Here is a 23,247-nt window from a genome sequence, read left to right as displayed (position 1 = left end):
ATCAGACGAGTTGGCCCGTGGTGGCCACCGGCGCCACGTCGACCCGGTCCCGGCCGCCGTGCTTGGCACGATACATGGCCGCATCGGCTGCCTGCAGCAGCGCTTCGGCACTGTCGCCATGGTGAGGATAGGCCGCCACGCCGAACGAGGCCGAGGCGCTCAGCACGTCCTTGTTCACGGTGAGGTTCAGGTTGCGGATCGCCTGCCGCATGCGTTCGGCACGGGCGATGGCGGTTTCCAGCGAACAGTCGGGCAGCAGGACGACCAGTTCCTCGCCGCCGTAGCGGCAGGCCACGTCGCTGCCGCGTATCGACTGCAGCAGCACGCGGCCGACGTTGCGCAGCAGCAGGTCGCCCGCTTCATGGCCGAACGTGTCGTTCACGCGCTTGAAATGGTCGAGGTCGAGCATGATCACGGCCAGCGGCGTGCCGCGCCGCGCGGCGCGGGAGAGTTCGCGCTTCAGGGTCTCGTCGAGGTAGCGGCGGTTGTAGAGCTGGGTCAGCGGATCGATCACCGACTGGTGGCGCAGCGACACGCGCAGCTGCACGTTCGCCAGCGCCAACGCCACCTGTTCGCCCAGTTGCATGATCCAGGTGCGTTCGATTGACCCGTCTCCCTGCGCCAGTTGCGCACCCTCGACGGTGATAAAGCCGATCACGTTGCCCTGCGTCACGAGCGGCAGGCAAATGCGCGGAATCCGCGCGTCCTCCGCGCTGGTATGGCGGCAGGCGAGGGCGCTCTCGCGGCCGTCCGTGAAATGCTGGGCGCCCTTGCGCAATGCCCAGCAATCGAGCGGTTCCACCACCTCGGGGTCGTGCGCGCCGCCCCAGGTGGCCTTGCGTTCGAGGATGTCGCGCGAATGCCGGTACAGGTACATCGAGCCGGACAGGCCAGGCAGCAGCTGCCCGAAATACAGCGCGACGATGTGCGCGCCTTCATCCAGCGTTTCGGCCAGTTCCAGCGCGTGCAGCATCTCGCCGCCGCTTTGCAGCTGCACATTGCGCCGCTCGGCCAGGCTGGCGGTCTGGCGCAGCTCGCGCGAGACGTCGTTCGCGCGCTGCTCGGCCTTGCGGCGCTGCGCCAGCGTCTTGTTGCCCGCCAGTCCCATGCCGATCAGCAGCAGGATGTTGAGCGCGGTGGCCACGCTCGACACATTGGCGGCCAGGCTCGAGCGCTCGGCCAGTTCCTCGCGCAGTGTGGCCCGGTAGCGCGCCAGCGATTCCGCCTGCGTGCCGATGCGCTGCCGCAGCTGGTCCATGTAGTGCTTGCCCCGCCCCGTATCGACGAGGGCGCGCGCCGCGTCGGCTCCCTGTTCCGAACGCACCCGCACGACTTCGCGCATGTAGTTGACCTTGGCTTCGGTCAACCGGGCGATATCGTCGAGGGCCTGGTGTTCGGCGACCGGAATGCCCTCGGCCGTCAGCGACCGGCGCAGCGCGGGCAGGGCCTTCAGCGCTTCGTAGTACGGCTCGAGGAATTCCTGACGGCCCGTGATCACGTAGCCGCGCTGCGCGGCTTCCGCGTCGGTCAGGTAACGGAGCAGGTTGCCGTACTCGCGCTCCCGGGTCGCCGTGTCGTCCAGCCGCGTCATCGCACCGCTCACGTCGGCTTCCAGCGCGTGGGGCACGAGCGCGACTGCCGACATGACGACGATGATGCAGGCGGCGGCGTATTGAAGCTTGGTCTCTACTTTCATGTAACGAGTGGTCGAGGCTCGCCCGAGGCGCAAGCCGACACTCTAGCAGCTCGCCCGCCTAGGCGGCGATCCGGAACTCGGCCACCAGCGCCACCAGCATGGCTGCCTGGTCCTTCAGGCTCTCGGCCGCCGCCGCCGCTTCCTCGACGAGGGCGGCGTTCTGCTGGGTTACGCCATCCATCTGCCCGATGGCGCCGTTCACCTGGCCGATGCCGGCACTCTGTTCGGCGCCCGCCGCCGCGATCTCGGCGATGATGCCGGCCACCTGCTGCACGCTGGCCACCACCTCGTCCATCGTGCTGCCGGCGTCCTTCACCAGCGCGCTGCCGCGCTGCACTTGCGCCGCCGAGTCGCCGATCAGGGCCTTGATCTCCTTCGCCGCCGAGGCGCTGCGCTGCGCCAGCGTCCGCACTTCGGAGGCCACCACGGCGAAGCCGCGGCCCTGCTCGCCGGCCCGTGCCGCTTCCACGGCCGCGTTCAGTGCCAGGATATTGGTCTGGAAGGCAATCCCGTCGATCACCGAGATGATGTCGACGACTTTCGTGGACGAGGCATCGATGGCCGCCATCGTATCGACCACCTGCGCCACCACGACGCCGCCGCGGCGCGCCACATCCGAGGCGCCGGCCGCCAGCCGCTGCGCCTGGGCCGCGTTGTCGGAATTGTTGCGCACGCTGCCGGTGAGCTGTTCCATCGACGCGGCCGTTTCCTCCAGCGCGCTGGCCTGCTGCTCGGTGCGGGCCGACAGGTCGGCATTGCCCTGGCTGATTTCGGAGCTTGCCTGCGCCACGCTGGCCGAGCTGTCGCGCACCCTGGCCAGCACGTGCTCGATCTTGGCCACGAAGTCGTTGAAGCCGCGCGCGATCACGGCCAGTTCGTCGCTGCCCTGTGCCTTCAGGCGGGCCGACAGGTCGGCGTTGCCGCCGGCCAGCTGCGTCATCGTGCGGGCCAGTTCGCGCAACGGCCGCGTGAGGCGCCGCAGCACGGCCACCATGGCAACGGCGGCGACGACGGCGCACAGGAACGAGACCAGCAGCGTGTACTTCAACTGGCTTCGGGCCGCCGCGGTCGCCACGTCCTCGGGGAACGACAGGCGCACGGCCCATGGCGCGATATCGTCGTGCAGGCGCAGCGGGTACAGCAGGTGCACGGCACCGTCCGCCGTGTATTCATGAGTCTTGCCGGCACGCACGGCAGCCAGCGCCTCGGCCGGCATGTCGTCGGCCGGCTTGCCGTTGCGCGCGGCCACCGGGTGGCTGGCGTACAGGCCGCCGTTCGACACCAGCGAGAGCCGGCCGCCGTCCAGCGTGGGCAAGTCGGCCAGGATGGTGCTCAGCTTGGTCAGCATGAAGTCGCCGGTCACCACGCCGCGCACCTGGCCGTTCACGGCGATCGGCACCACGAGCGACGCCATCAGCACGTCCTTGCCGTTGACGGGATAGGTGTACGGTTCGGTAAAGAAGCGCTTGCCGGTCTTCTTCGGCACGTCGTACCAGTCGTTCGCGCCGGGCGCGGTACCGAACACGATCGGCTCCACGTGCAGGCCACCGCTCGCCGCGCGAGAAAAATACGGCATGTGGCGGCCGGTCGCGTCGAAACGCGGGGCCTTGCCGGCATACTCCGCATCCTTGCCGTCCAGCGCGTCCGGCTCCATCGTGGTGGAGACGCCCACCAGGTCCTCGGTGCCGAGCAGCACGGCCTTGCTGAGGTTGTCGACCTGTTCGCGGCTCATGGCGGGGCCGTCCGCGAGCGTGTGGCGCACGGCGCCCGCGGCCGTCGCCACGGCGGCAAGGTTCGACACGATCCGGCCCTGCAGCGCATCGGCCGCCTCGGCCGTCACCGTGCGCGCCAGCCGCATCGAAGCGTCCTGCGCCATATCGCGGTTGCGGATGCCGGTCACCGTGGCGGTGATGGCCAGGCTGACGACGACGAGCGCCGTGGCCGCGAGGGTGATGCGGGCGTTCAGCGACAGGCCGCGCGGGATGGATTTGAAGGTTGCCAGGTTCATCGGGAGCTCCGGTCGGCCGGATGGAATGTAGTCACGCGGCAATGGTAGCGCCGGACGTACCCGGATTCCACGGGCGCACGATACCGCCACATGCATTTCGATAGCGAGTGCGTCGCCGCCGCAACAGATCCGGCCCCTGGCGTTGATGCGGCAACAAGGTCTTGTCAGGTGGTCAGCAAGGCCCGGCCCGGGCCGCGCAGGGCAATTTCGTTCAATACACGCGGGGGCGGGCCGCCTATCCTGTGCGCGTCCACCTAGACAGGAGCACCTTGCATGACCTTGTACTTGTCGATGGCCGCCTTCGCGCTGGCCTCTTCCATTTCCCCCGGCCCCGTCAACATCGTCGCCCTGGGCGCGGGCGCCCGCCACGGCCTGGCCGCCAGCGTGCGCCACGTGAGCGGGGCCACGCTCGGCTTCACCCTGCTGTTGCTGCTCACCGGCCTGGGCCTTTACGAGGCGCTGGAACGCTGGCCGCAGCTGGTGGGCCTGGTGCGCTGGGCCGGCATCGGCTTCCTGCTGTACCTGGCCTGGAAGCTGGCGGCCGACAACGGCGAGCTGCCGCTGGACACCGAGGGCGCCGCCGCCGGGCCATCCCTGCTGACCGGCGCGGCGATGCAGTGGCTCAACCCAAAGGCGTGGCTGGCCGCCGTCTCGGGCATGGGCGCCTTCGCCGCCGATGGCGATACCCGGATTGTCTGGGAATTCGCCGCGATCTACTTCGTGGTGTGCTGGCTGTCGATCTTCTGCTGGGCGTGGGCGGGTGCCGCCCTGCGCGGCTACCTGTCGGACCCCGCGCGCATGCGCGTGTTCAACCGCGCGATGGCGCTGCTGCTGGCGGTCAGCGCCGCCTGGCTGCTGATGGGCTAGGGAAGCACTGATTTATTGCTGGTGGATGAGATTGGTCCTGAAAAACGAGTCCAGCAAGACGCAAAAGGCTCGTCATACCGGGGTATGGCGGGCCTTTTGTGCCGCAGCTGGGCACGTTTTTCGGGGCCAAGATCGCCGCCATGAATAAATCAGTGCTTCCCTAGGTCTTGCGGTACTGGCCCGGCGTGGCGGCCACGTGCCGCTTGAAGGCGCGTTGCAGGTGCGCCTGGTCGGCGAAGCCGGCCGCCTGCGCCACGTCGGCGATGGCCCGGCCGCGGCGCAGCAGTTCGCGGCAGTACTGGATGCGGCAGTTGACGAGCCAGGCGTGCGGCGTCATGCCGTAGCGGGCCTTGAAGGCGCGGATCAGGTACGACGGCGACAGGCCGCAGGCGGCGCACAGCTCGTCGAGCTTCACGGCGGCGGGGAGGTTGTCGCGCAGGTATTCGGCCGCGCGGCGCACCTGGTGGTCCGGCAGCGTGGCAGCGGATGCCGGCTGCAGCGTATCGTGCATGAAGGTGAAGAAGTCGATGGCGGCAACCTGCTTTTGCAGCGCATCGGCTGCCGGGTCGACGCAGGTGGCGTACAGCGCTTCGAGCCGCGCGAACAGGCCGGGCGCGCGGCTGGCGACCGGCACATAGGGCCGCATCTCGCCCCCCTCGCCCTGGACGCCGGCCAGCCAGCCGCTATCCACGTGGAACATGCGGTACGACCACGGTTCCTCGCCCAGCGGGTTGCAGGCATGAACGTCGCCGGGGTTCATCAGCACCACGGCGCCGGCCCGCACGTGCTCGCGCGCGCGGCCGTTCAGGTACTCGCTGGCGCCGCCGGTGATGGACCCGATCGAGAAGGTTTCGTGCGAGTGCTTCGCGTAGCACACGCCGCGGCCGTCGGCGATCGAACGGGCTTCGAGGAAGGGCAGGGCGGCGTCGCGCCAGAACGTGGGGGTGCTCATGGCGTCAGTCTATCACCGCCAGTGCCCGCAGCACGCCGAGGCGGCGTTGCAGGAAGGCCGTGGCCTGCCGCTCGACCACCGCCGCCTCCGTCCCGCCGCCGCGGGCCAGCGCGAACGCCACGAGCTCGCCCACGTTCTGGTGGCCGCGCGCGAGGCCGAGCAGGAACAGCTGGTGCACGTGGGGTACCGGAATGCCCCCGCCGGTGACCGGCGAGGCCAGGTAATGGATGCCGGGTCCATGTTCGGCCAGGCCGACCAGGTGCGCGTTCAGCCGCCCGCAGGCGGCGCGGGCGCGGCCGGCGACGGTTTCGTCCTGCGCCGGCTGCACCTGCTGCGTGCCGGCCAGCAGGAAGACGGCCTGCAGCACTTGCACCGAGGAGAGCCCGGCGGCCGCGCAGCTGTCCTGCAACTCGCCGATCGTACGCGGCCGATGGTCGGCCAGCGCCTCGACCACGGGCCGGTGCAGCGCTTCGTTCAAGCCCACCTCGATCTGCCCGGCCTTGACGGTATAGGCCACGTCTTCGGGCGACATCGCCAGCACCACGCGCTGCTGCCGCAGCAATCGGGCGCGTTCGAGCGGCGCGAGGCGGCGCGCGCCGCGCACCCAGTAATCGCGGCGGAACTGCTGGTTGATCATGAAGTCGAACGCCATCTGCCGCAGGCACGGGTCCGTTACCTCCTTCAGGAAAGCGGCCTGTTCGGGTGTAACGACGGCGCTGTCGATGTGCTCGATATACGTGGCGGGGCAGGCGAATTCCACCTTCGCGGGGGCGAGCCATTCGGCCACGGCGGGGAACGACATCGGCTGCCAGTCGCGGTTGAAATACTCGTGCGCGAGATAGGCGCTGTCGGCCTCCTTCAGCAAGGCCATGCGGGCGGGTACCGTGGGGTTGGCTTGCACGAAGCCCGGATTGGTGCCCAGCAGCCGGTCGGCGAAATCGACGGCCTCGGCGATCCTCTGGCCGGTGCCCGCGCTGGGTACCGTCATCGTCGCGAAATGCCGCGTCATCAGCTCGCGCACGGGGCACAGTGCCGCCCAGCCGGGCTGCGTGTTGTAGCTCACGTACAGCACGCCGCCCACCTTCAGCTTGCGGCGCACGAAATCGACGAGCAGGCGCCGGTTCTCGTCCGACACCCAGCTCCACACGCCATGCATGCCGATGAAGTCGAAGTCGGGCAGGTCGGGGCGCGCGCAGAACTCGGCGAACGATGCATCCGACAGCCGGGCGTCGGCACCGGATGCCGCCGCCAGTTCGCGGGCAAAGCCGGCCTGAGCGGGATTGAAGTCGGTGCCGTGCCATTCGCTGCCCGTCGCCGCGGCGTGCACGTTCACGCTGACACCCTGGCCGAAACCGAGCTCGCACGCGCACCCGCCTTCGGGTGGCACCAGGCCGGCGTTGAGGAAGGCCAGGCGCATGCGCACGGGACCCAGTTCCGCGTAGACGCCGTAGGTATAGCCGATGTCGGAAACGTAGCCTGCGGACCAGTCGGGCATGATGGGCTTTCGGGGTGGCGACAGGCGACAGTGTAAGGCAAGCGGGCTGCATTGCCTGTTTGTTACCAGTCGCCCGGCCCATGCCGTCCGCCGCGACGTGGCGGTGGCATGGATGAGAGGGCGTCAGGCGGTAGCCGAGCGCGCCGGCGCTCCCGACTCGGCTGTCGTGCTGCCCTGGGCGCAGAACACGCCGATCAAGATCAGCGCGACACCAACGACGCGGTGCAGCGACACCGGTTTCGCTTCCAGCCCCATCAGGCCGAAATGGTCGACGATCAGCGCCGTCACCATCTGCCCGGCCACCACCCAGGCGAGGAAGCCGCCGGCGCCGAGCTTGGGCGTGACCGCCGCCGCGCTGCCCAGGTACAGCGCACCCAGCAAGCCGCCCAGCCACAGCCACCAGGGGCCTGCCATGGCCCGGCCCAGTGCGGGCCCCGGCACCCGCAGCAGCAGCGCGACTGCGAGCGTGATGATGACGCTGACGGTCAGCGAGGCAAGCGCGCCCCATGCCGGGTGGCCGAGCTCGCGGCCGAGGGCGGCGTTACCGGCGGCCTGGAACGGCAGCGCGGCGCCGGCCAGCACGGCGACGCCGGTGGGAAGGATGGCCAGGAGTGCGGTCTTGCTGAACATGATGAGCCTTTCGGATGGGATGGTCCCATCATCGTTCATTCGACGCTTCAATGGAAATCGTCATTGCGCACGTGTATTATTCGTGACATGGATAAACATCATGGATAGTCGAGATGGATGAGCTGCGGCGTATCGACCTGAACCTGCTGCTCACGCTGCACGCGCTGCTGGCGGAAAAGCACGTGACCCGCGCCGCCCTGCGGCTGCACAAGAGCCAGCCGGCAGTGAGCCACGCGCTGGCGCAGCTGCGCGACCATTTCGACGATCCGCTGCTGGTGCGCCGCGAGGGCCGCATGGCGCTCACTGGCCGTGCGCAGGCGCTGATCGACCCGCTCGCCGAGGCGCTGGGCACCCTGAACGGCCTGCTGAGCGCCCGGCAGTTCGATCCGGCGGCGGAGCGCCGTCGCTTCCGGCTCACGCTGTCGGACTATTCGTCGCGCATCATCCTGCCCCCGCTCGTGCGTTACGTGCGCCGCCATGCGCCGGGCATCGACCTGGCGATCAGCCAGGCCAGCCGCGACGCCATGCTGGCCCAGCTGGTCGACGGCGAGGTGGACGTGGCGCTCGGCATCTTCCCGGACCGGCCGGAAACCATTCACGTGCAAGACCTGTTTTCCGAGGAATTCGTGAGCCTGGCCGACCGGGCCACGCTGCCGGCCAAGGGCGGCCTGACGCTGGAGCAATTCCTGGCGCGGCCGCACGTGAAGCTGGCCCTGCGCCCCGACTCCTACGACGAGATCGAGAAGGCACTGGGGGAGCTGGGCCTGCAGCGGCATATCGCCGTGGCACTGCCGCACTGGAGCGCGGCGGTGGAGCTCATCGCCGGGACCGACCTGATTCTCACCGCCGCCAGCCGCACCACGGGAGCGATGCAGCCGCACAAGGCGCTGCGGCGCTTCAAGCCGCCGTTCGCGCTGCCCAGTTTTTCTTACCAGCAAGCTTGGCATGCACGGCGCGAGGACGATCCCGGCCACCGGTGGTTGCGCGGCGTGATCCGCGCCTGCAGCGAGCCCGGCGCGTAGCCGGCGCGAGGAACTGTTGCTGCTCGGTTCGCTTTTTCACATTGCCGCGACGGGCCTCGTGATATAACGGCCATTTTCATCCCAACAGCCGCCGGCCCGTGCCATGGCCCGAGAAGCAACGATGTCGACCCAAGCACCGTCAACCCTGCTCGCCCCCGCGCTGGGCTGGCAATTGTTCGAAAGCAGCCCGGATTGCATGAAGCTGCTCGATGCCGCGGGCTGCGTGCTGGCCATGAACGGCAACGGCCTGCGGGCGATGGAGATCGGCGATTTCTCCAGCGTGGCCGGGCTGGCGTGGAAGTCCCTGTGGCCCGCGGCCAGCCATGCCGATATCGACGCGGCCATCGCCACGGCGCGCGATGGCGGCACCGGCCAGTTCCAGGGCATGTGCCCGACCGCCGCGGGCACGCCGAAGTGGTGGGACGTGCGGATCGCGCCCGTCGTGAATCCCGGCGACGGCGGCCATTGCCTGCTCGTCATTTCCCGCAACATCACCGAGACGCGGCAAGCCGAGCGCGAGCTGCGCGCGGCCAACGCGCGCATGAACGAGATCTTCCGCCAGGCGCCGGCCGTGATCTGCGTGCTGGGCGGTCCCGAGCACGTGGTGGAACTGGTCAACGACCGCTACCTGCGGCTGGTCGGCAACCGCGACCCGGTCGGGCAGCCGATCCGTCGGGCGCTGCCGGAAATCGAAGGCCAAGGGTATTTCGAACTGCTCGACACCGTGTATCGCACCGGCGAACCGTTCGCCGGTGCCGACATGCCGGTGTTGCTGCAACGGCACCCCGGCATGCCCCTCGAGAGGCGCTACGTCGACATCGTCTATACCCCGCTGCGCGACGCCGACGGGCAGGTGACCGGCATCCTGGCCAATGCGGTCGACGTCACGCCGCGCAAGCAAGCCGAGCTGGCGCTGTACGAAAGCCGCGAGCGGTTCGAGAAGATCGTCAGCCAGGCCGCCACCGGGGTCGTCGAGATGGATGTGATGGGCAATATCGTGTTCGTCAACCGCAAGTATCGCGACATGCTGGGTTACGAGGGCGATGAGCTCATCGGCCGCAACGTGGTCGAAGTGACGGCGCCCGGTTCGCTGGAAGCCACGCTCGACGCCATGTCCCGCCTGCTGCACGACGGCGTGGGCGTGGTGATCGACAAGCACTACCGGCGCAGGGATGGCACGCTGATGCCCGCCACCAGCAGCGTGAACGCCTTGCGCGATCAGAACGGCAAGATCCATGGCCTGGTGGCGATCGTGCTCGATACCACCGAGCGCGAGCGGGTCGCGCAGGAACTGCGCGCGAGCGAGGAGCGCTACCGCACGCTGTTCGAATCGATGGACCAGGGCTTCTGCATCATCGAGATGATCGCCGGGCCCGATGGCCGCTACGCCGATTACCGCTTCCTCGAGATGAACCGCATGTTCGAGGAACACACGGGGCTGAAGGGCGCGGCCGGGTGCACGGCGAAGCAATTGGTGCCCGGCCTGGACGAGTTCTGGGTCGACACCTACGGCCAGGTGGCGCGCACCGGCAAGCCGGTGCGCTTCGAAAGCGAGGCGGCGGCGATGCAGCGGTGGTTCGACGTGTACGCCACCCCCAGCGGCGGGCCCGGCAGCGGCCGCGTGGCGCTGCTGTTCACCGACATCACGGCGCGCAAGGCGGCCGACGAACACCTGCGCCGGCTGGCGGCCGACCTCTCCGAGGCGGACCGCCACAAGACCGAATTCCTGGCCACGCTGGCGCACGAGCTGCGCAATCCGCTGGCGCCGATCCGCAGCGGCCTGGGCGTGATGCGCCTGTCGAACGACAGCGGCCCGGCCGTGCGGAAGGTGCGCGAGATGATGGAGCGCCAGGTGGAGCACATGGTGCACCTGATCGACGACCTGCTCGACGTGGCGCGCATCAGCGGTGGCAAGCTGAAGTTGAAGAAGACCCGCGCCGACCTGCGCCAGGTGCTGGCCGGCGCGGTGGAGACGAGCCTTCCGGCCATCGAGGCGGGCCGCCATGCGTTGACGGTGGACATGGCCGAGGAGCCGCTGGAAGCGGAGGTCGACGTGGTTCGCATCGCCCAGGTCGTGGCCAACCTGCTCAACAACGCCGCCAAGTACACGCCGCCAGGCGGCGCGATCCGACTATCGGCGGTGCGCGACGGCGGCATGGCCGTGATCACGGTGGCCGACAGCGGGGTGGGCCTGGCGCCCGAATCGATCGGCAAGCTGTTTGAGATGTTCAGCCAGATCGGCCGCAACCTCGACCTGGCGCAGGGCGGCCTGGGCATCGGCTTGTCGCTGGTGCGGCGGCTGGTGGAAAAGCACGGCGGCCAGGTGAGCGCCAGCAGCGCCGGAATTGGCGCCGGCAGCCAGTTCGTGGTGCGCCTGCCGCTGCTGGGCGGCGCCGGGACCGCCGCGCCGGCGGAGGACGTGCCCGCCGACGGCGCGATGCCCGACGCGTCGACACTGAACGTGCTGGTGGTGGACGACAACGTCGATGCCGCCACCGCGCTGGCGATGCTGCTGGAGCTCGACGGCCACGCCGTCCGCATCGCCCACGGCGGGCTGGCCGCGATGGAGACCGTGCGCGGCTTCACGCCGGACATCGCCTTCCTCGATATCGGCATGCCGGGCATGAACGGCTACGAGACGGCGCGGGCGATGCGCGCGCTGCCGCGCCTCGCGGGCATCCGTCTCGTCGCGCTCACCGGCTGGGGCACCGAGACCGACCGCGGCCGGTCGAGCGAGGCGGGCTTCGACCATCATCTCACCAAGCCGGCGCAGATCGCCGAGGTGCGGGCAATCCTGGCCGGCATGGCGCGCAATCGGCGTGCCTAGTGTGCTGAATCAGAAATTCGTTGAATAAATTCGACGAAAATCGCCTCAACACTGCGTTGAAAATGCACGGAAAGGCCCCGGCCTTACCGCGCATTTCCGTCTTGTCTTGAGACGATTTCGTCAAATTTATTAGTCAACGACTCTCTGTTTCACCACACTAGCGCGGCGCCACCAGCCGCGCGTGCAGCGCCTCGCGCTCGGCCGGCGCGGGCGAACCGAGGTAGTGGAACTTGCCCGCGACGAGCGTGGCCACCGGCGTTCCGTCGCGGTACAGCAAGCGGTTGCCGGCCAGCGCGGGCACTTTTTCGCCCGGCAGCACGATGCCGGCGAGGTTCAGCGGATCGACGCCGGAGACCAGTACCAGGCTGGCGTCGTGCGGCCGCTTGCGCATGTCGCGCAGGAGCGGGATCGCCTCGGGCAGTGCGAACTGTTCGCCCGACAGGCCAGCCACGAAGCGCCCGCCGCGGATCTCGCCGCGCGCCTCCAGGCGGTGATAGACCGGCAGCAGCTCGCGCCAGGCGGGCATCCAGGCCGCTTCCCGCTCCAGCAGGTGCCAGAACATCACGCCGTAGCGGCGCAGCAAGGTCATGGCGATGTGTTCCAGGGTGGCCGGTTCGGTGCGCGGCCGGCGGCCGGACGCGGGACGGCTGGCGATATCGCCGGGCGCCTGCGCGCCGCGCTCGGTGATGGTCACGCCCTCGGCGCGGCGCACCAGCGCCCAGCGGCCCGCTTCCTCCATCGTCGGCCCGGCGCCGCGGCGGCGCTTGCGGTCCATCGCATTGCGTTTGTTCGCCGGCACCAGCATGGCGCGCAGGCCGGCGAAGCTGTCCGCGTTCACGAGACCCGTGGCCACCAGTTCGCCCAGCGTGTCTTCCAGTTCGGCCGGTAGCAGGCGCGCTTCCATCGTCAGCTCGTCGAAGAACATGGCGCCGTGGGCGCGCAAGGCATCGAGCACGCGCGCGCCGCGCGATGAGACCTGCACCTCGCTGGCCACCGCCGGCAGCGCATGCCACAGCGCGAGCTGCCGGCGCGGCAGCAGCACCAGCGGGGTGGCGCGCACCGGGCCGCCGCTGGCGCTGGGCGGCGCGCCCACGCGCGTCCACACGATGCGGCCGGACCGGCACAGCTCGTCGAGCCACAGCATCGAGTATTCCTTCACCCGTGCGGCAAGCAGGTCGCTTTCCCAGGCGCCCGCTGCCGCCTCGTACCCTTCCAGCTGCGCCAGCGCCTGCGGCAGCGCGTCGGCGCCTTGCAGCCGCGTCTCCTCGCCGACGTGCTGCCAGTCGAACAGGAAGCGCATGAAATCCTGCCGCTCCACCGGTTCGATCTCGCGCCGCAGGTGGCGGATCGTGTAGCGATGGATGCGCGCCAGCAGGTGCCTTTCGCACCACTCCTCGCCGGCCGCGCCGGGCGTGAAGCGGCCGCGCATCACATAGCCTTCGCTTTCCAGCCCGGCAAGCGCGATAGTGACCGTGCTTTCCGGCAGGGCGAGCGCCGCGGCGATGGCGGCCACGCCCTGCGGGCCGAAGCCGGACAGGCGCGCGCGCAGCAGTTCCACCAGTGCCGCGTCGCGCGTCCATGGCTCGTCGGTCTCCAGCCGCGCTGGAATCGCCAGCGCCGGCTGCGCCACCGCATCGGGATAGGCGGCCCGCAGGCAGGCCAGCCGTTCCAGCGCCACCCACGCGTCGAACCCGCCGCCGGAGAGCCGCGTGGCGCGGCCGCTTTTCACGAGGGCGGCCAGCCAGTCGTTCCAGCCATCGTTGGCCGCCGCCTCGCCGCGCGTTACGCACGCGAGCGCGACGAGCGCCTCGTGCATTTCATCGGCGTTGCGCACGCGCGGCCAGGCTTCCTCCGCCACCGCCTCGATTGCGCCGGAATCGAGGGCGCCCATGTCGTCCGTCGATGCCGGATCGGTCCAGCGCCGGTTCAGCACCGCCTGCGTGCGGCGCTCTTCCAGGGGCGCATCGTCGAGGAAGGCGTAGGGGCGGGCATTGAGGATTTCCATGGCCAGCGGCGAGGGCGCGGGCAGGTCGCGCGCCAGCAGCCGGACCTCGCCCGCCTCCATGCGGCGCAGCAGCGCCAGCCAGCCTTCCGCATCCATCGCCTCGTGCAGGCAGTCGTCCAGCGTCTGGTCCGCCAGCGGGTGGTCGGGCAATTCCCGCTCGCCCACGATGTTTTCCAGGCACGCCGCCTGGTCGGGGAACACGGAGGCCAGCATGTCGTCGCTCTTCATGCGCATCAGCTGCGGCGCCACCTTGCGCCCGCCGGCGAAGCGGGGCAGGGCCAGGGCGGTCGTTGCGTTCCAGCGCCAGCGCACGTTGAACAGCGGTGCGTCGAGCAGCGCCTGGACCAGGATGTGCTCGGCGCTGGTGGAGCGCAGGTAGCGCCACACTTCGTCCAGCGGGAAGCTGTGGCTTTCGGACAGCGACAGCACGATCGCATCCTCGGTGGCCGCCGCCTGCAGCTCGAAGTTGAAGGTGCGGCAGAAGCGCTTGCGCAGGGCCAGACCCCAGGCCCGGTTGACGCGGCTGCCGTAGGGCGCGTGCAGCACGAGCTGCATGCCGCCCGATTCGTCGAAGAAGCGCTCCATCACCAGCGTATCGCGCGTGGGCAGGGCGGCGAGCGCGGCGCGCGCCCGCGCCAGGTACTCGACGATCTGCCGCGCCGCCTCGTCGGCCAGGCCTAGGTGCTCGAACAGCCAGTCGATCGCATGCTCGATGGCCGCCGCGCCGTCGTCGCGTTCGCCCAGCAGGCGGTCGATCTCGCCGCGCAGCCGCGCGACACCAAAGGACAGCTCGTCGCTGCGGCCCGGCGCTTCGCCCAGCCAGAACGGGATGTTCGGCGCCGCGCCGTGCGCATCCTCCACGCGCACCTTGCCCGCCTCCACACGCATGATGCGGTACGACGTGTTCCCGAGCTGGAACACGTCGCCGGCCAGGCTCTCCACGGCGAAGTCCTCGTGCACGGTGCCCACGTTCTGCCCGCCCGGTTCGAGCACCACGGTGAAGTCGGCGTTATCGGGAATCGCGCCGCCCGAGGTGACGGCCGTCAGCCGCCCGCCGCGCCGGCCGCGCACCGTGCCGCTGACGGCGTCGCGGTGCAGGTAGGCGCCGCGCACGCCTTGGCGGCTGTTGAAGCCTTCCGTCAGCATGCGCAGCACGGCATCGAAGCGCTCGCGCGGCAATGCCGCGTAGGGCATCGCCTGCCGCACCAGCGCGAACAGCGCATCCTCGTGCCATTCGCGGCTTCCCACTTCGGCCACGATCTGCTGGGCCAGCACGTCGAGCGGGGCGTTCGGGATGTGCAGCGTGTCCAGCTCGTCGCGCCGCACGCAGTCGAGCAGCGCGGCGCATTCCACGAGGTCGTCGCGCGAGGTGGGGAACAGCCGGCCCTTCGGCATGCCGCCCACCTGGTGGCCGGAGCGGCCCACCCGCTGCAGGAAGGCGGCGATGCTGCGCGGTGAACCGATCTGGCACACGAGGTCCACGTCGCCGATATCGATGCCCAGTTCCAGCGAGGCGGTGGCGATCAGCATGCGCAGCTCGCCCCGTTTCAGGCGCTGCTCCGCGTCGAGCCGGAATTCCTTGGCGAGGCTGCCGTGGTGGGCCGCCACGTGCCCGGCGCCGAGGCGGTCGGCCAGATGGCGCGCCATGCGTTCGGCCATGCGCCGTGTGTTGACGAACACCAGCGTGGTCTTGTGCAGGGCCGCCAGCTCGGCCAGCCGGTCGTACACCCGTTCCCACACCTCGTTCGGCATCACCGCCTCCAGCGGCACGGGCGGCAGTTCCAGGCCCAGGTCGCGGGCGCGCACGTGGCCGACGTCGACGATCGCGCAGTCGCGGCCGGCCCCCGCCAGGAATTGCGCGACCAGCGAGATCGGCTTTTGCGTGGCCGACAGGCCGACGCGCACCGGGGCTGACTTGCACAGCGCCTCCAGCCGCTCCAGGCTCAGGGCCAGGTGGCTGCCGCGCTTGCTGCCGGCCACCGCGTGGATCTCGTCGACGATCACCGTGCGCACGGTCGACAGCATGGCACGGCCACTGTCCGAGCCGAGCAGCACGTACAGCGATTCCGGCGTGGAGACGAGGATGTGCGGCGGGCGCTTGCGCGCCGCATTGCGCTCGGCCTGCGGCGTGTCGCCGGTGCGCACGGCGCTGCGGATGCCGTGCGGCGGCAGGCCGAGCGCCACCAGTTCACGGTCGATGCCTTCGAGCGGTGCCAGCAGGTTGACGCGGATATCGTTCGACAGCGCCTTCAGCGGCGACACGTACAGCACCCGCGTTTCGTCCGGCAGCGGCGACGCCACGCTTTCGCGCACCAGGGCGTCGATGGCGGCCAGGAAGGCCGTCAAGGTCTTGCCCGAGCCGGTCGGCGCGGCGACCAGCACCGCCCTGCCGGCCTGGATCAGTGGCCAGGCGCGGCGCTGCGCCTCGGTGGCCGACGGGAAGCTGGCGGCGAACCAGGCCGCCACGGCAGGATGGAAATCGTGCCCTGGGCGGGAACGGATGTCCATCGCCGCGCGGCCCTTACTCGCCGTGGAACTCGTCCGCGTTCGAGAACAGGTCCCACGCGGCGATGAAGAGGGCGGCGATCACCGGCCCGATCACGAAGCCGTTCAGCCCGAACAGGGCCATGCCGCCGATGGTCGACAGCAGCACGATGTAGTCGGGCAGCTTGGTGTCCTTGCCCACCAGGACGGGGCGCAGCAGGTTGTCGACCAGGCCGATCACCAGCACGCCGTATGCCGCAAGTACCACGCCCTGCCACACCGATCCCGTGACGAGGAAATAGATCGCCACCGGTCCCCAGATGATCGCGGCGCCCACGGCGGGCAGCAGCGACAGGAAGGCCATGATCACGGCCCACAGCAGCGGACCGGGCACGTCCAGCAGCCAGAAGATCAGGCCGCCCAGCGCGCCCTGAGCCATGGCCACCAGCACATTGCCCTTCACGGTGGCGCGGATCACGGTCGTGAAATTGTCGAACAGCGGCTTCTTGTAGCGCGAGGCCAGCGGCACGGCGCGCTTGATGCGCGCCGCCAGCGTGCGGCCGTCGCGGAACAGGAAGAACAGCAGGTACAGCATGACGGTGGTGCTGACGAGGAAGTCGAACGCGTTGCGGCCGAAGTCGATCGCATAGCGCGCCGTGGTCTGGCTGATCTGCGCGGCGGCCGCGGTCAGCTTGGCTTGCAGCGACGCCATATTGGTCAGCTCGAAGCGGTCCAGCAGGGTCACGGCCCAGCCGGGGAGGCCATTGATCACCTGCTGGAACATGCGGCCGAAGTCGATCTGGCCGGACTCGATCATCAGGTAGACGCCGCTCGCCTGATCGACGAGCGAGGCCGTGATCATCGCCAGCGGCATGAGCACCATCAGGATGATGACGAGCAGCGACAGCAGGGCGGCGGAGTTCGGCCGGTTGCCCACGGCATTGAGGATCTGCGCATACAGCGGCGCGAACACGATCGAGAACACGACGCCCCAGAACACGGCGCCGGAGAACGGCAGCAGGATCCAGAAAAAGGCCAGCGTGACGAGGCCGAGCAGGAACAGGAACGAGGATTGCGGCAGGGTATAGCGCTTCATTATTGGTATTGTTCAAGTGAGCTCACGATGTGAGCCATCATAGCCGAACGGGCAATGTTTCCGCCAAACGGAGTCGTGCGGCATGCGCCGCGTTGCCGCTTGCCAGCCAATCGTGCGCATCCGCACGGTATCATCTGGCCATAATGACAAGTCCGCCGTCCGCGCCACCATCCGGGAACCGATGCCGCTCCGTTTCGCCGACCACGATCCTTTCATGCCCGCCCGTGCCGCCGGCCCGGCGGCGGGGAGGCGCGCGTGACCGAGGGCGAACCGATCGGCTGCCACGACTGCGGCGCGCTGCACCGCTGGCATGCGCTGTCGGACGGGCAGCGGGCGCGCTGCACGCGCTGCGCCAGCGTGCTGTACAAATGGTATGCCACCGGCCCCGCGCCGACGCCGGCCTCGATGGTGGCCATCACGCTGGGCGCCGTGCTCACCTACCTGATCGCCCAGTGCTTTCCCATCGTGGAGCTGGAATTGAACGGCCTGACGTCCGGCGTGACGCTGCTGCAAGCCGTGGGCGTGCTGTGGAACGAGCGCATGGAGGTGATCGCGGCCATGGTGTTCTTCTTCGCCATCGCCTTCCCGGCGCTGGAGCTGGGGGCCTTGCTGTACGTGTCGCTCGGCTTGCTGAAGGGGCGGCTCGTGCCGGGGTTCCACCTGCTGCTGCGGGTGGTGCAGGGCGCGCGGCACTGGGCGATGACGGAAGTGCTCATGGTCGGCATTCTCATCACCGCCATCAAGATGACGGGCCTGGCGCGCGTGATTCCCCATCCGGGCCTGTTCGCCTTCGCCGCGCTGACGATCCTGGGCGCGGTGGTGCTGCGCTACGAGCCGCGCGCGCTGTGGACGCTGGGCGACCGGTTCATGCCGCCGCGCCCTCCGGTCACGTTGGCGGCGGACGCGCACCCGCTCGAATGCCGCAGCTGCGGCCTCGTCAACCAGGATCGCCCCGAAGGCGGGCATTGCTGCCGCTGCGGCGCCGTGCTGCACCACCGCGTGCCGAACAGCATCACCTGGACGTGGGCGTTGCTCGCCGCGGCGACGCTGCTCTACGTGCCGGCCAATATCCTGCCTGTGATGTACACGGAATCGATCGGCGGCACGGAAGGCGACACGATCACGAGCGGGGTGCTGCTGTTCTGGAACACCGGCTCGCCGGGGCTGGCGATCGTGATCTTCGTGGCGAGCGTGCTGGTGCCCGTGTCGAAGCTGGTGGCCCTGGCCGTGCTGGCCGGAACGGCGCAGTGGCGCTCGCGCTGGGCGCCGGCCGGGCGCACGCGCGTCTATCGCATGGTGGAATTCATCGGGCGCTGGTCGATGCTCGATATCTTCGTGGTCACGCTGACCGTGGCGCTGGTGCGCTTCCAGGCCCTGGCCGTGATCACCGCCGGCCCCGGCGCGCTCGCCTTCGGCTGCGTGGTGATCCTGACGATGATCGCCTCCGCGCTGTTCGACCCGCGCCTGATCTGGGACCCCATCGATAATGAAGCAATGAGCGGAGCAAAGCATGACTGACCTTCCACCTCCCGCCGTCGATCGGCCCAGCCGGTGGCTGCCATCGCTGATCTGGCTGATTCCCGTGGTTGCCGCGATCATCGGCGCCACGCAGGTCGTGAACTGGATGACCAGCCGCGGCCCCACGGTCACCGTCAGCTTCGCCACCGGCGAAGGGCTGGAGGCGGGCAAGACCAAGGTGAAGTACAAGGATGTCGACATCGGCGAAGTGGTCGCCGTCACCCTGGCCGAGGATGGCGACCGGGTGCTGGCGAAGATCCAGATGGCGCGCGAAGCCCGGCGCTTCGCGGCCGAGGATACGCGCTTCTGGGTGGTGCGGCCGCAGATCGGCGCGAGCGGCGTGTCCGGCCTGGGCACGCTGCTGTCCGGCCCCTACATCGGCGCCGCGCCGGGCACGAAGGACGCGACGGCGACCGATTTCGTCGGCCTGGACCGGCCCCCGGCCGTGCCCCCGGGCCTGAAGGGGCGCGAATACCGGCTGCATGCGGACAGCCTGGGGTCGGTGAGCATCGGCTCGCCCGTGTATTACCGGCGCGTGCGCGTGGGGCAGGTGGCCGCCTTCGAGCTCGATCGCGAAGGCGACGGCATCGACATGTCGGTATTCATCGAGGATCGCTACGTGGGCTTCGTGGGCGTCGACACGCGCTGGTGGCATGCCAGCGGCGTCGACCTGCGGCTCGACGCGGCCGGCTTCAAACTGAACACCCAGTCGCTGGCGGCACTGGCCACCGGCGGCATCGCCTTCGAATCCGGCAACGGCCGCAAGCCGGCGCAGGCGGCACCGGCGGGCACGCGCTTCATCCTGGCCGACGACCGCGCGGCGGCGCTGCGGGCACCGGACGGCCCGGCCGTGGCGGCGGTGCTGTACTTCGACCAGTCGCTGCGCGGCCTGGTGCCGGGCGCGCCGGTCGACTTCCGCGGCATCGTGCTGGGCGAGGTGCGCGCAGTGGGCGTGGAATTCGACCGCAAGCGCCGGGCATTCCGCATGCCGGTGACGATCGACCTGTATCCAGGCCGCCTCGGCAAGCGCTTCCTGGACGCCTATTCCGGCGACATGCAGGCCGGGCACGACACGATGGCGCGCATGATCGGCCGCGGCCTGCGCGGCCAGCTGCGCACCGGCAGCCTGCTGACGAACCAGCTCTACGTCGCGCTGGACTTCTTCCCGGATGCGCCGAAGGCGGAGCTGGTGGTGGAACCGGACCGCCTGGTGCTGCCCACGGTCCCGGGCTCGCTGGACGAGCTGCAAAGCCAGCTGCAGAGCATCGCCCGCAAGCTCGACAAGGTGCCGTTCGACGAGATCGGCACGAACCTGAACCGCACGCTGGTGCAGGCCAACGGCACGCTGGCCGAACTCACCACCACGCTGGAGCGGGTCGATGGCGAAGTGCTGCCGGAAGTGAAGGACACGCTGGCGGCCGCCCGCAAGACCTTCGCGAGCGCGGAAAACCTGCTGGCGCAGGATGCGCCGCTGCAATCGGACCTGCGGCAAGCCTTGCAGGAAGTGACGCGCACCATGCAGTCGGTGGAAGCGCTGGCCGACTACCTCGAGCGGCACCCGGAATCGCTGATCCGCGGCAAACCCCAGGAGAAGAAGAAATGAATCGATGCCTCATGCTCGCTGCCGCCGTGCTGCTGGCCGGTTGCGCCGCGCCGCCCACCGAGCGTTTCTATACGCTGGCGGCCGGCGCCGCGCCGGCTGCACCGGCTGCACCTGCGCCGCTGTACATCGAAATGCTGGCGGTGAGCGTGCCGGCCCAGGTGCGCCGCGAACAGCTCGTGGTCGGTGCCGGCGCAGGGCGCGTCGAGGTGCTGGACCAGCACCGCTGGGCCGGTCCGCTGGCCGACGAGATCGGCACTGCGCTGTCGCAGGGTGTCACCGCACGGCTGGGCGCGATCGACGTCTACCGCTCGCCCGTACCCGAGGGCGCGACCGTGTACCGGATCAGTACGAATGTGCAGCGCTTCGAGTCCGTGCCCGGTTCCCATGCACTCGTCGACGCGGTGTGGAGCGTGCGGCGGGTCGGAGAAAGTACAGTGCTCACTTGCCGCAGTGTGCAGCGGGAAGATGTGGGAATGGGCTACGAGGCGCTGGTGGCCGGCCACCGGGCCGCGCTGGGCCAGTTGGCGAAGGAAATTGCGCGGGCCGTCGGCGATCGCCAGGCGGGGAAAGCGGGAGCGTGCTGACCGTCTGCCATCAAGGCAGGGTCATCATGACGCCCAGGCCGAACGTCTTCATCAGGAAGAAGGTGAAGAGCCCCAGGCCCACGAGCGACAACGTGAAGATGGCGGCAACCTTGCCGCCCGCGATGAGCACCGCGCGCGTGCCTTTCTCGTGCTGCTTGTTCTTCTTCTTCCCCTGGTCGTAGTGCCATTTGACGGCGAAGAACATGCCGATGGCCAGCACGAGGATTTTGAATGTGAAGGCGACTGTGGGGAACCATTCCATGATTTCGGGTATTTCCGGCTGTTGATGGGCATTGTGTGGCGTTGAGAGCAGTGCGAAGAACTCGCCGTCTTGATCCGCCGGAGCTTCGGTGCAATGCTCTGCAAGTATGGTCGTGCTGCACGTCTTGTCGCATACTACGTGAAAGCAATCTCCATACATTGAGACATAATGTCCCAGTTGAAATCCATACAAGATGACGATTTGCCAGCCTGGCTGCCGCGCTTGACGGCGCGTGGCGGGCCGCGTTTCCTGCAAATTGCCGATGCGCTCCAGGCGGCCGTCGCGGCCGGAGCGCTGAAAGCGGGCGACCGCCTGCCTCCGCAGCGCCAGCTGGCCGCGCACCTGCATGTCGACCTGACGACGGTCACCCGCGCCTATGACGAGGCCCGGCGCCGCAACCTGCTGGAGGGCCGCGGCGCGCGCGGCACATATGTTGCCGCGCCGAAAGTCGAGTTGACGTCCGTTCTCGACTTGAGCATGAATACCCCGCCGCCGCCGGAGGGCCTGGACTTCGACGACATGCTGAAACAGGGACTGTCGCAGGTCCTGATGGGGGCAGACAATGGTTTGCTGATGACCTACCACCTGGGCGGAGGCAGCGATTCCGACCGCAAGGCGGGTGCCACGTGGCTCGAACCGATGTTCGGGCGACTGGATCATGGGCAGCTCGTCGTCTGCCCTGGCGCGCAGGCAGCGATTGCCGCATTGATGCTTGCGCTGACCGAGCCCGGCGGCGTCATCCTTGCCGAGCCAATGAGTTATCCCGGCTTGCGCGCCGCGGCGACGCAGTTCGGCCGGCACATCGTTGCGGTGGGAGCGGACAGGCACGGAATGGTGCCCGAGTTGCTCGAGGAAGCCTGCCGCGCACACAAGCCGGAGCTGGTCTACCTCAATCCGACCTTGCAGAACCCGACCGCAATGACCGTTCCGGAGCGCCGTCGAAAGGAACTCGCCGCCATTGCGAAGCGCTGCAACGTGCGCATCGTCGAAGACGATCCGTACTGGCTTCTTGCCGAAGGCCCGCCGCCGCCCATCGCCACCCTGGCCCCGGACCATGTCTATTACATCTCGACGCTGGCGAAATGCCTGACGCCCGGCTTGCGGGTCGCCTTCGTGCTGGTGCGCGATGCACAGGTACGGGAGCGTTTCCTGGCCGCGCTGCGATCGTTCGCCCTGATGACCGCTCCGCTGACGGCCGCGCTGGCCACGCAATGGATACTCGACGGTTCGGCATTCAGATTGATGGAGGGCGTGCGCAGCGAGGTGCGCCTGCGCCATCGGATGGCGCGCGATGTTCTTGCCGGGCGCTGCACCGGCGCTGGCGACGGGCTGCACGTATGGATCGAGTTGCCGGCGTATTGGAACTCCTCCCAGCTTGCGCGGGCGGCCGGCAGCGAGGGCGTGGCGGTCACGGCGGCGGAGGCATTCGCCATTGACGGTGGTTCCGTGAATGCGATCAGGATTTCCTTGGGCAGCATCAAGGATCGTGGGCAATTGCGGGCAGGGCTCCAGCGGCTTTCCCAGCTGCTGGCGCGACGGCCGGACGCATTCAGTGGTGCCGTGGTGTAGCTGATGAGGCTGTTTGGATCGCGGCCTTACTGGAGTCTACTCTGGACACCGGGCAGCTGAAGATTGCAAGCATGTCATCACGCTGATATCGTTAGGCCATCAATTCTTCGAGGGACAGATATGCAGGCAAACGAGCACACCCGGGTGATCCAGAAATACATCGCTGCCTACAATGCGTTCGACGTCGAGGGCATGCTGGCGCTGCTGTCGCCGGACGTGCGCTTCGAAAACTGGTCAGGCAATCAGCTCACTGCCGAGGCTTCGGGCATCGACGAGTTCAGACAGCTCGCGGAACAGGCCAGGGCGATGTTCTCCGAACGCGAACAGCGCATCACTGCCGTCAAGGAAAGCCAGGCCGCCGTCATCGTGAGCATTGCCTACCGCGGCATGCTTGCCGTGGATATACCGGACGGGCCATGTGCTGGAACAGTGCTTGACCTGGCCGGCGAATCCGAATTCGCCTTCGATGGCGGCCGGATATCCAGGATCGTCGACCGGAGCTGAGGCGGACAGTCGGCCGAAACCGGTCTGCCGGACCTCATGCTCGCCCCTCGGTACGGGCAGTTGCTGTGTTGCGCACTGCTGCGTCGGCATGAAACTGAATGGCAACTCCCTCCTCTGATCGAGCG

The 23,247-nt window shown here is 68.9% G+C and carries 16 protein-coding genes; 8 read left to right on the top strand and 8 right to left on the bottom strand.

What is annotated here, in order from left to right; genetic code table 11:
• Nucleotide 1 precedes the first annotated feature (1 nt).
• Nucleotides 2–1,696: a diguanylate cyclase gene (locus tag V6Z91_RS25550; RefSeq protein WP_338762895.1), complete on the bottom strand. Its 1,695-nt coding sequence runs from the start codon at nucleotides 1,694–1,696 to the stop codon at nucleotides 2–4.
• A gap of 58 nt (nucleotides 1,697–1,754) precedes the next feature.
• Entirely contained in the window at nucleotides 1,755–3,704 is a 1,950-nt protein-coding gene (locus V6Z91_RS25545) for a methyl-accepting chemotaxis protein (RefSeq protein WP_338762893.1), read from the bottom strand.
• 273 nt (nucleotides 3,705–3,977) lie between these two features.
• Between V6Z91_RS25545 and V6Z91_RS25540 the strand changes: the two genes are divergently transcribed.
• Nucleotides 3,978–4,571, top strand: coding sequence for a LysE family translocator (locus V6Z91_RS25540; protein ID WP_338762891.1), 594 nt, complete (start codon nucleotides 3,978–3,980; stop codon nucleotides 4,569–4,571).
• 160 nt (nucleotides 4,572–4,731) lie between these two features.
• On the opposite strand, the gene V6Z91_RS25535 is transcribed toward V6Z91_RS25540, so the two are convergent.
• The 3 genes from V6Z91_RS25535 to V6Z91_RS25525 form a co-directional block, all read right to left on the bottom strand.
• Nucleotides 4,732–5,523, bottom strand: coding sequence for an AraC family transcriptional regulator (locus V6Z91_RS25535; RefSeq protein ID WP_338762888.1), 792 nt, complete (start codon nucleotides 5,521–5,523; stop codon nucleotides 4,732–4,734).
• Nucleotides 5,524–5,527: 4 nt separating this feature from the next.
• Nucleotides 5,528–7,018 carry a class I SAM-dependent methyltransferase gene (locus V6Z91_RS25530; protein ID WP_338762885.1) on the bottom strand — a complete coding sequence of 497 codons (1,491 nt, stop codon included), beginning with the start codon at nucleotides 7,016–7,018 and terminating at the stop codon, nucleotides 5,528–5,530.
• 123 nt (nucleotides 7,019–7,141) lie between these two features.
• Nucleotides 7,142–7,648: a DMT family transporter gene (locus V6Z91_RS25525; protein ID WP_338762883.1), complete on the bottom strand. Its 507-nt coding sequence runs from the start codon at nucleotides 7,646–7,648 to the stop codon at nucleotides 7,142–7,144.
• A gap of 113 nt (nucleotides 7,649–7,761) precedes the next feature.
• Here V6Z91_RS25525 and V6Z91_RS25520 point away from each other — a divergent pair, with 113 nt between their 5' ends.
• A complete protein-coding gene (locus V6Z91_RS25520) occupies nucleotides 7,762–8,670 on the top strand; it encodes a LysR family transcriptional regulator (protein ID WP_338762881.1) in 909 nt (302 codons plus the stop codon).
• A gap of 121 nt (nucleotides 8,671–8,791) precedes the next feature.
• On the top strand, nucleotides 8,792–11,497 hold the full coding sequence (locus V6Z91_RS25515; RefSeq protein WP_338762879.1) for a PAS domain-containing protein: 2,706 nt from the start codon (nucleotides 8,792–8,794) through the stop codon (nucleotides 11,495–11,497).
• Nucleotides 11,498–11,654: 157 nt separating this feature from the next.
• On the opposite strand, the gene V6Z91_RS25510 is transcribed toward V6Z91_RS25515, so the two are convergent.
• Both V6Z91_RS25510 and V6Z91_RS25505 read right to left on the bottom strand, forming a co-directional pair.
• Nucleotides 11,655–16,010 carry a DEAD/DEAH box helicase gene (locus V6Z91_RS25510; RefSeq protein WP_338762876.1) on the bottom strand — a complete coding sequence of 1,452 codons (4,356 nt, stop codon included), beginning with the start codon at nucleotides 16,008–16,010 and terminating at the stop codon, nucleotides 11,655–11,657.
• A gap of 13 nt (nucleotides 16,011–16,023) precedes the next feature.
• Nucleotides 16,024–17,082, bottom strand: coding sequence for an AI-2E family transporter (locus V6Z91_RS25505; RefSeq protein ID WP_338762874.1), 1,059 nt, complete (start codon nucleotides 17,080–17,082; stop codon nucleotides 16,024–16,026).
• A gap of 255 nt (nucleotides 17,083–17,337) precedes the next feature.
• Between V6Z91_RS25505 and V6Z91_RS25500 the strand changes: the two genes are divergently transcribed.
• From V6Z91_RS25500 to V6Z91_RS25490, 3 genes are read left to right on the top strand one after another with little or no spacing between them, the layout of a single operon-like run.
• The gene (locus tag V6Z91_RS25500) at nucleotides 17,338–18,600 is read left to right on the top strand and encodes a paraquat-inducible protein A (protein WP_338762871.1); all 1,263 of its coding nucleotides are present in this window, start codon (nucleotides 17,338–17,340) and stop codon (nucleotides 18,598–18,600) included.
• The gene (locus V6Z91_RS25495) at nucleotides 18,593–20,203 is read left to right on the top strand and encodes an MlaD family protein (RefSeq protein ID WP_338762868.1); all 1,611 of its coding nucleotides are present in this window, start codon (nucleotides 18,593–18,595) and stop codon (nucleotides 20,201–20,203) included. The genes V6Z91_RS25500 and V6Z91_RS25495 overlap by 8 nt, the downstream gene beginning before the upstream one ends.
• On the top strand, nucleotides 20,200–20,787 hold the full coding sequence (locus V6Z91_RS25490) for a PqiC family protein (RefSeq protein ID WP_338762866.1): 588 nt from the start codon (nucleotides 20,200–20,202) through the stop codon (nucleotides 20,785–20,787). The genes V6Z91_RS25495 and V6Z91_RS25490 overlap by 4 nt, the downstream gene beginning before the upstream one ends.
• A gap of 10 nt (nucleotides 20,788–20,797) precedes the next feature.
• Here the strand turns inward: V6Z91_RS25490 and V6Z91_RS25485 are convergent, their stop codons facing one another.
• A complete protein-coding gene (locus tag V6Z91_RS25485; RefSeq protein WP_338762864.1) occupies nucleotides 20,798–21,049 on the bottom strand; it encodes a hypothetical protein in 252 nt (83 codons plus the stop codon).
• 168 nt (nucleotides 21,050–21,217) lie between these two features.
• Here V6Z91_RS25485 and V6Z91_RS25480 point away from each other — a divergent pair, with 168 nt between their 5' ends.
• Together V6Z91_RS25480 and V6Z91_RS25475 are read left to right on the top strand one after the other, a co-directional pair.
• Nucleotides 21,218–22,618 (top strand): PLP-dependent aminotransferase family protein, encoded by a 1,401-nt coding sequence (locus V6Z91_RS25480; RefSeq protein WP_338762862.1) that lies wholly within the window; start codon nucleotides 21,218–21,220, stop codon nucleotides 22,616–22,618.
• 120 nt (nucleotides 22,619–22,738) lie between these two features.
• A complete protein-coding gene (locus V6Z91_RS25475) occupies nucleotides 22,739–23,122 on the top strand; it encodes a nuclear transport factor 2 family protein (RefSeq protein WP_338762859.1) in 384 nt (127 codons plus the stop codon).
• Nucleotides 23,123–23,247: the final 125 nt, after the last annotated feature.

The sequence above is a fragment of the Massilia sp. METH4 genome, assembly GCF_037094685.1.
Taxonomy (GTDB): domain Bacteria; phylum Pseudomonadota; class Gammaproteobacteria; order Burkholderiales; family Burkholderiaceae_D; genus Rugamonas.
Note: the sequence above shows the minus strand (reverse complement) of the source record. Positions and strands in the feature narration are given on the sequence as shown.

What these genes read in the sequence shown, in the direction of transcription:
- V6Z91_RS25550 (WP_338762895.1), bottom strand. Translation starts at nt 1,696, where the DNA reads ATGAAAGTAGAGACCAAGCTTCAATACGCCGCCGCCTGCATCATCGTC.
- V6Z91_RS25545 (WP_338762893.1), bottom strand. Translation starts at nt 3,704, where the DNA reads ATGAACCTGGCAACCTTCAAATCCATCCCGCGCGGCCTGTCGCTGAAC.
- V6Z91_RS25540 (WP_338762891.1), top strand. Translation starts at nt 3,978, where the DNA reads ATGACCTTGTACTTGTCGATGGCCGCCTTCGCGCTGGCCTCTTCCATT.
- V6Z91_RS25535 (WP_338762888.1), bottom strand. Translation starts at nt 5,523, where the DNA reads ATGAGCACCCCCACGTTCTGGCGCGACGCCGCCCTGCCCTTCCTCGAA.
- V6Z91_RS25530 (WP_338762885.1), bottom strand. Translation starts at nt 7,018, where the DNA reads ATGCCCGACTGGTCCGCAGGCTACGTTTCCGACATCGGCTATACCTAC.
- V6Z91_RS25525 (WP_338762883.1), bottom strand. Translation starts at nt 7,648, where the DNA reads ATGTTCAGCAAGACCGCACTCCTGGCCATCCTTCCCACCGGCGTCGCC.
- V6Z91_RS25520 (WP_338762881.1), top strand. Translation starts at nt 7,762, where the DNA reads ATGGATGAGCTGCGGCGTATCGACCTGAACCTGCTGCTCACGCTGCAC.
- V6Z91_RS25515 (WP_338762879.1), top strand. Translation starts at nt 8,792, where the DNA reads ATGTCGACCCAAGCACCGTCAACCCTGCTCGCCCCCGCGCTGGGCTGG.
- V6Z91_RS25510 (WP_338762876.1), bottom strand. Translation starts at nt 16,010, where the DNA reads ATGGACATCCGTTCCCGCCCAGGGCACGATTTCCATCCTGCCGTGGCG.
- V6Z91_RS25505 (WP_338762874.1), bottom strand. Translation starts at nt 17,082, where the DNA reads ATGAAGCGCTATACCCTGCCGCAATCCTCGTTCCTGTTCCTGCTCGGC.
- V6Z91_RS25495 (WP_338762868.1), top strand. Translation starts at nt 18,593, where the DNA reads ATGACTGACCTTCCACCTCCCGCCGTCGATCGGCCCAGCCGGTGGCTG.
- V6Z91_RS25490 (WP_338762866.1), top strand. Translation starts at nt 20,200, where the DNA reads ATGAATCGATGCCTCATGCTCGCTGCCGCCGTGCTGCTGGCCGGTTGC.
- V6Z91_RS25485 (WP_338762864.1), bottom strand. Translation starts at nt 21,049, where the DNA reads ATGGAATGGTTCCCCACAGTCGCCTTCACATTCAAAATCCTCGTGCTG.
- V6Z91_RS25480 (WP_338762862.1), top strand. Translation starts at nt 21,218, where the DNA reads ATGTCCCAGTTGAAATCCATACAAGATGACGATTTGCCAGCCTGGCTG.
- V6Z91_RS25475 (WP_338762859.1), top strand. Translation starts at nt 22,739, where the DNA reads ATGCAGGCAAACGAGCACACCCGGGTGATCCAGAAATACATCGCTGCC.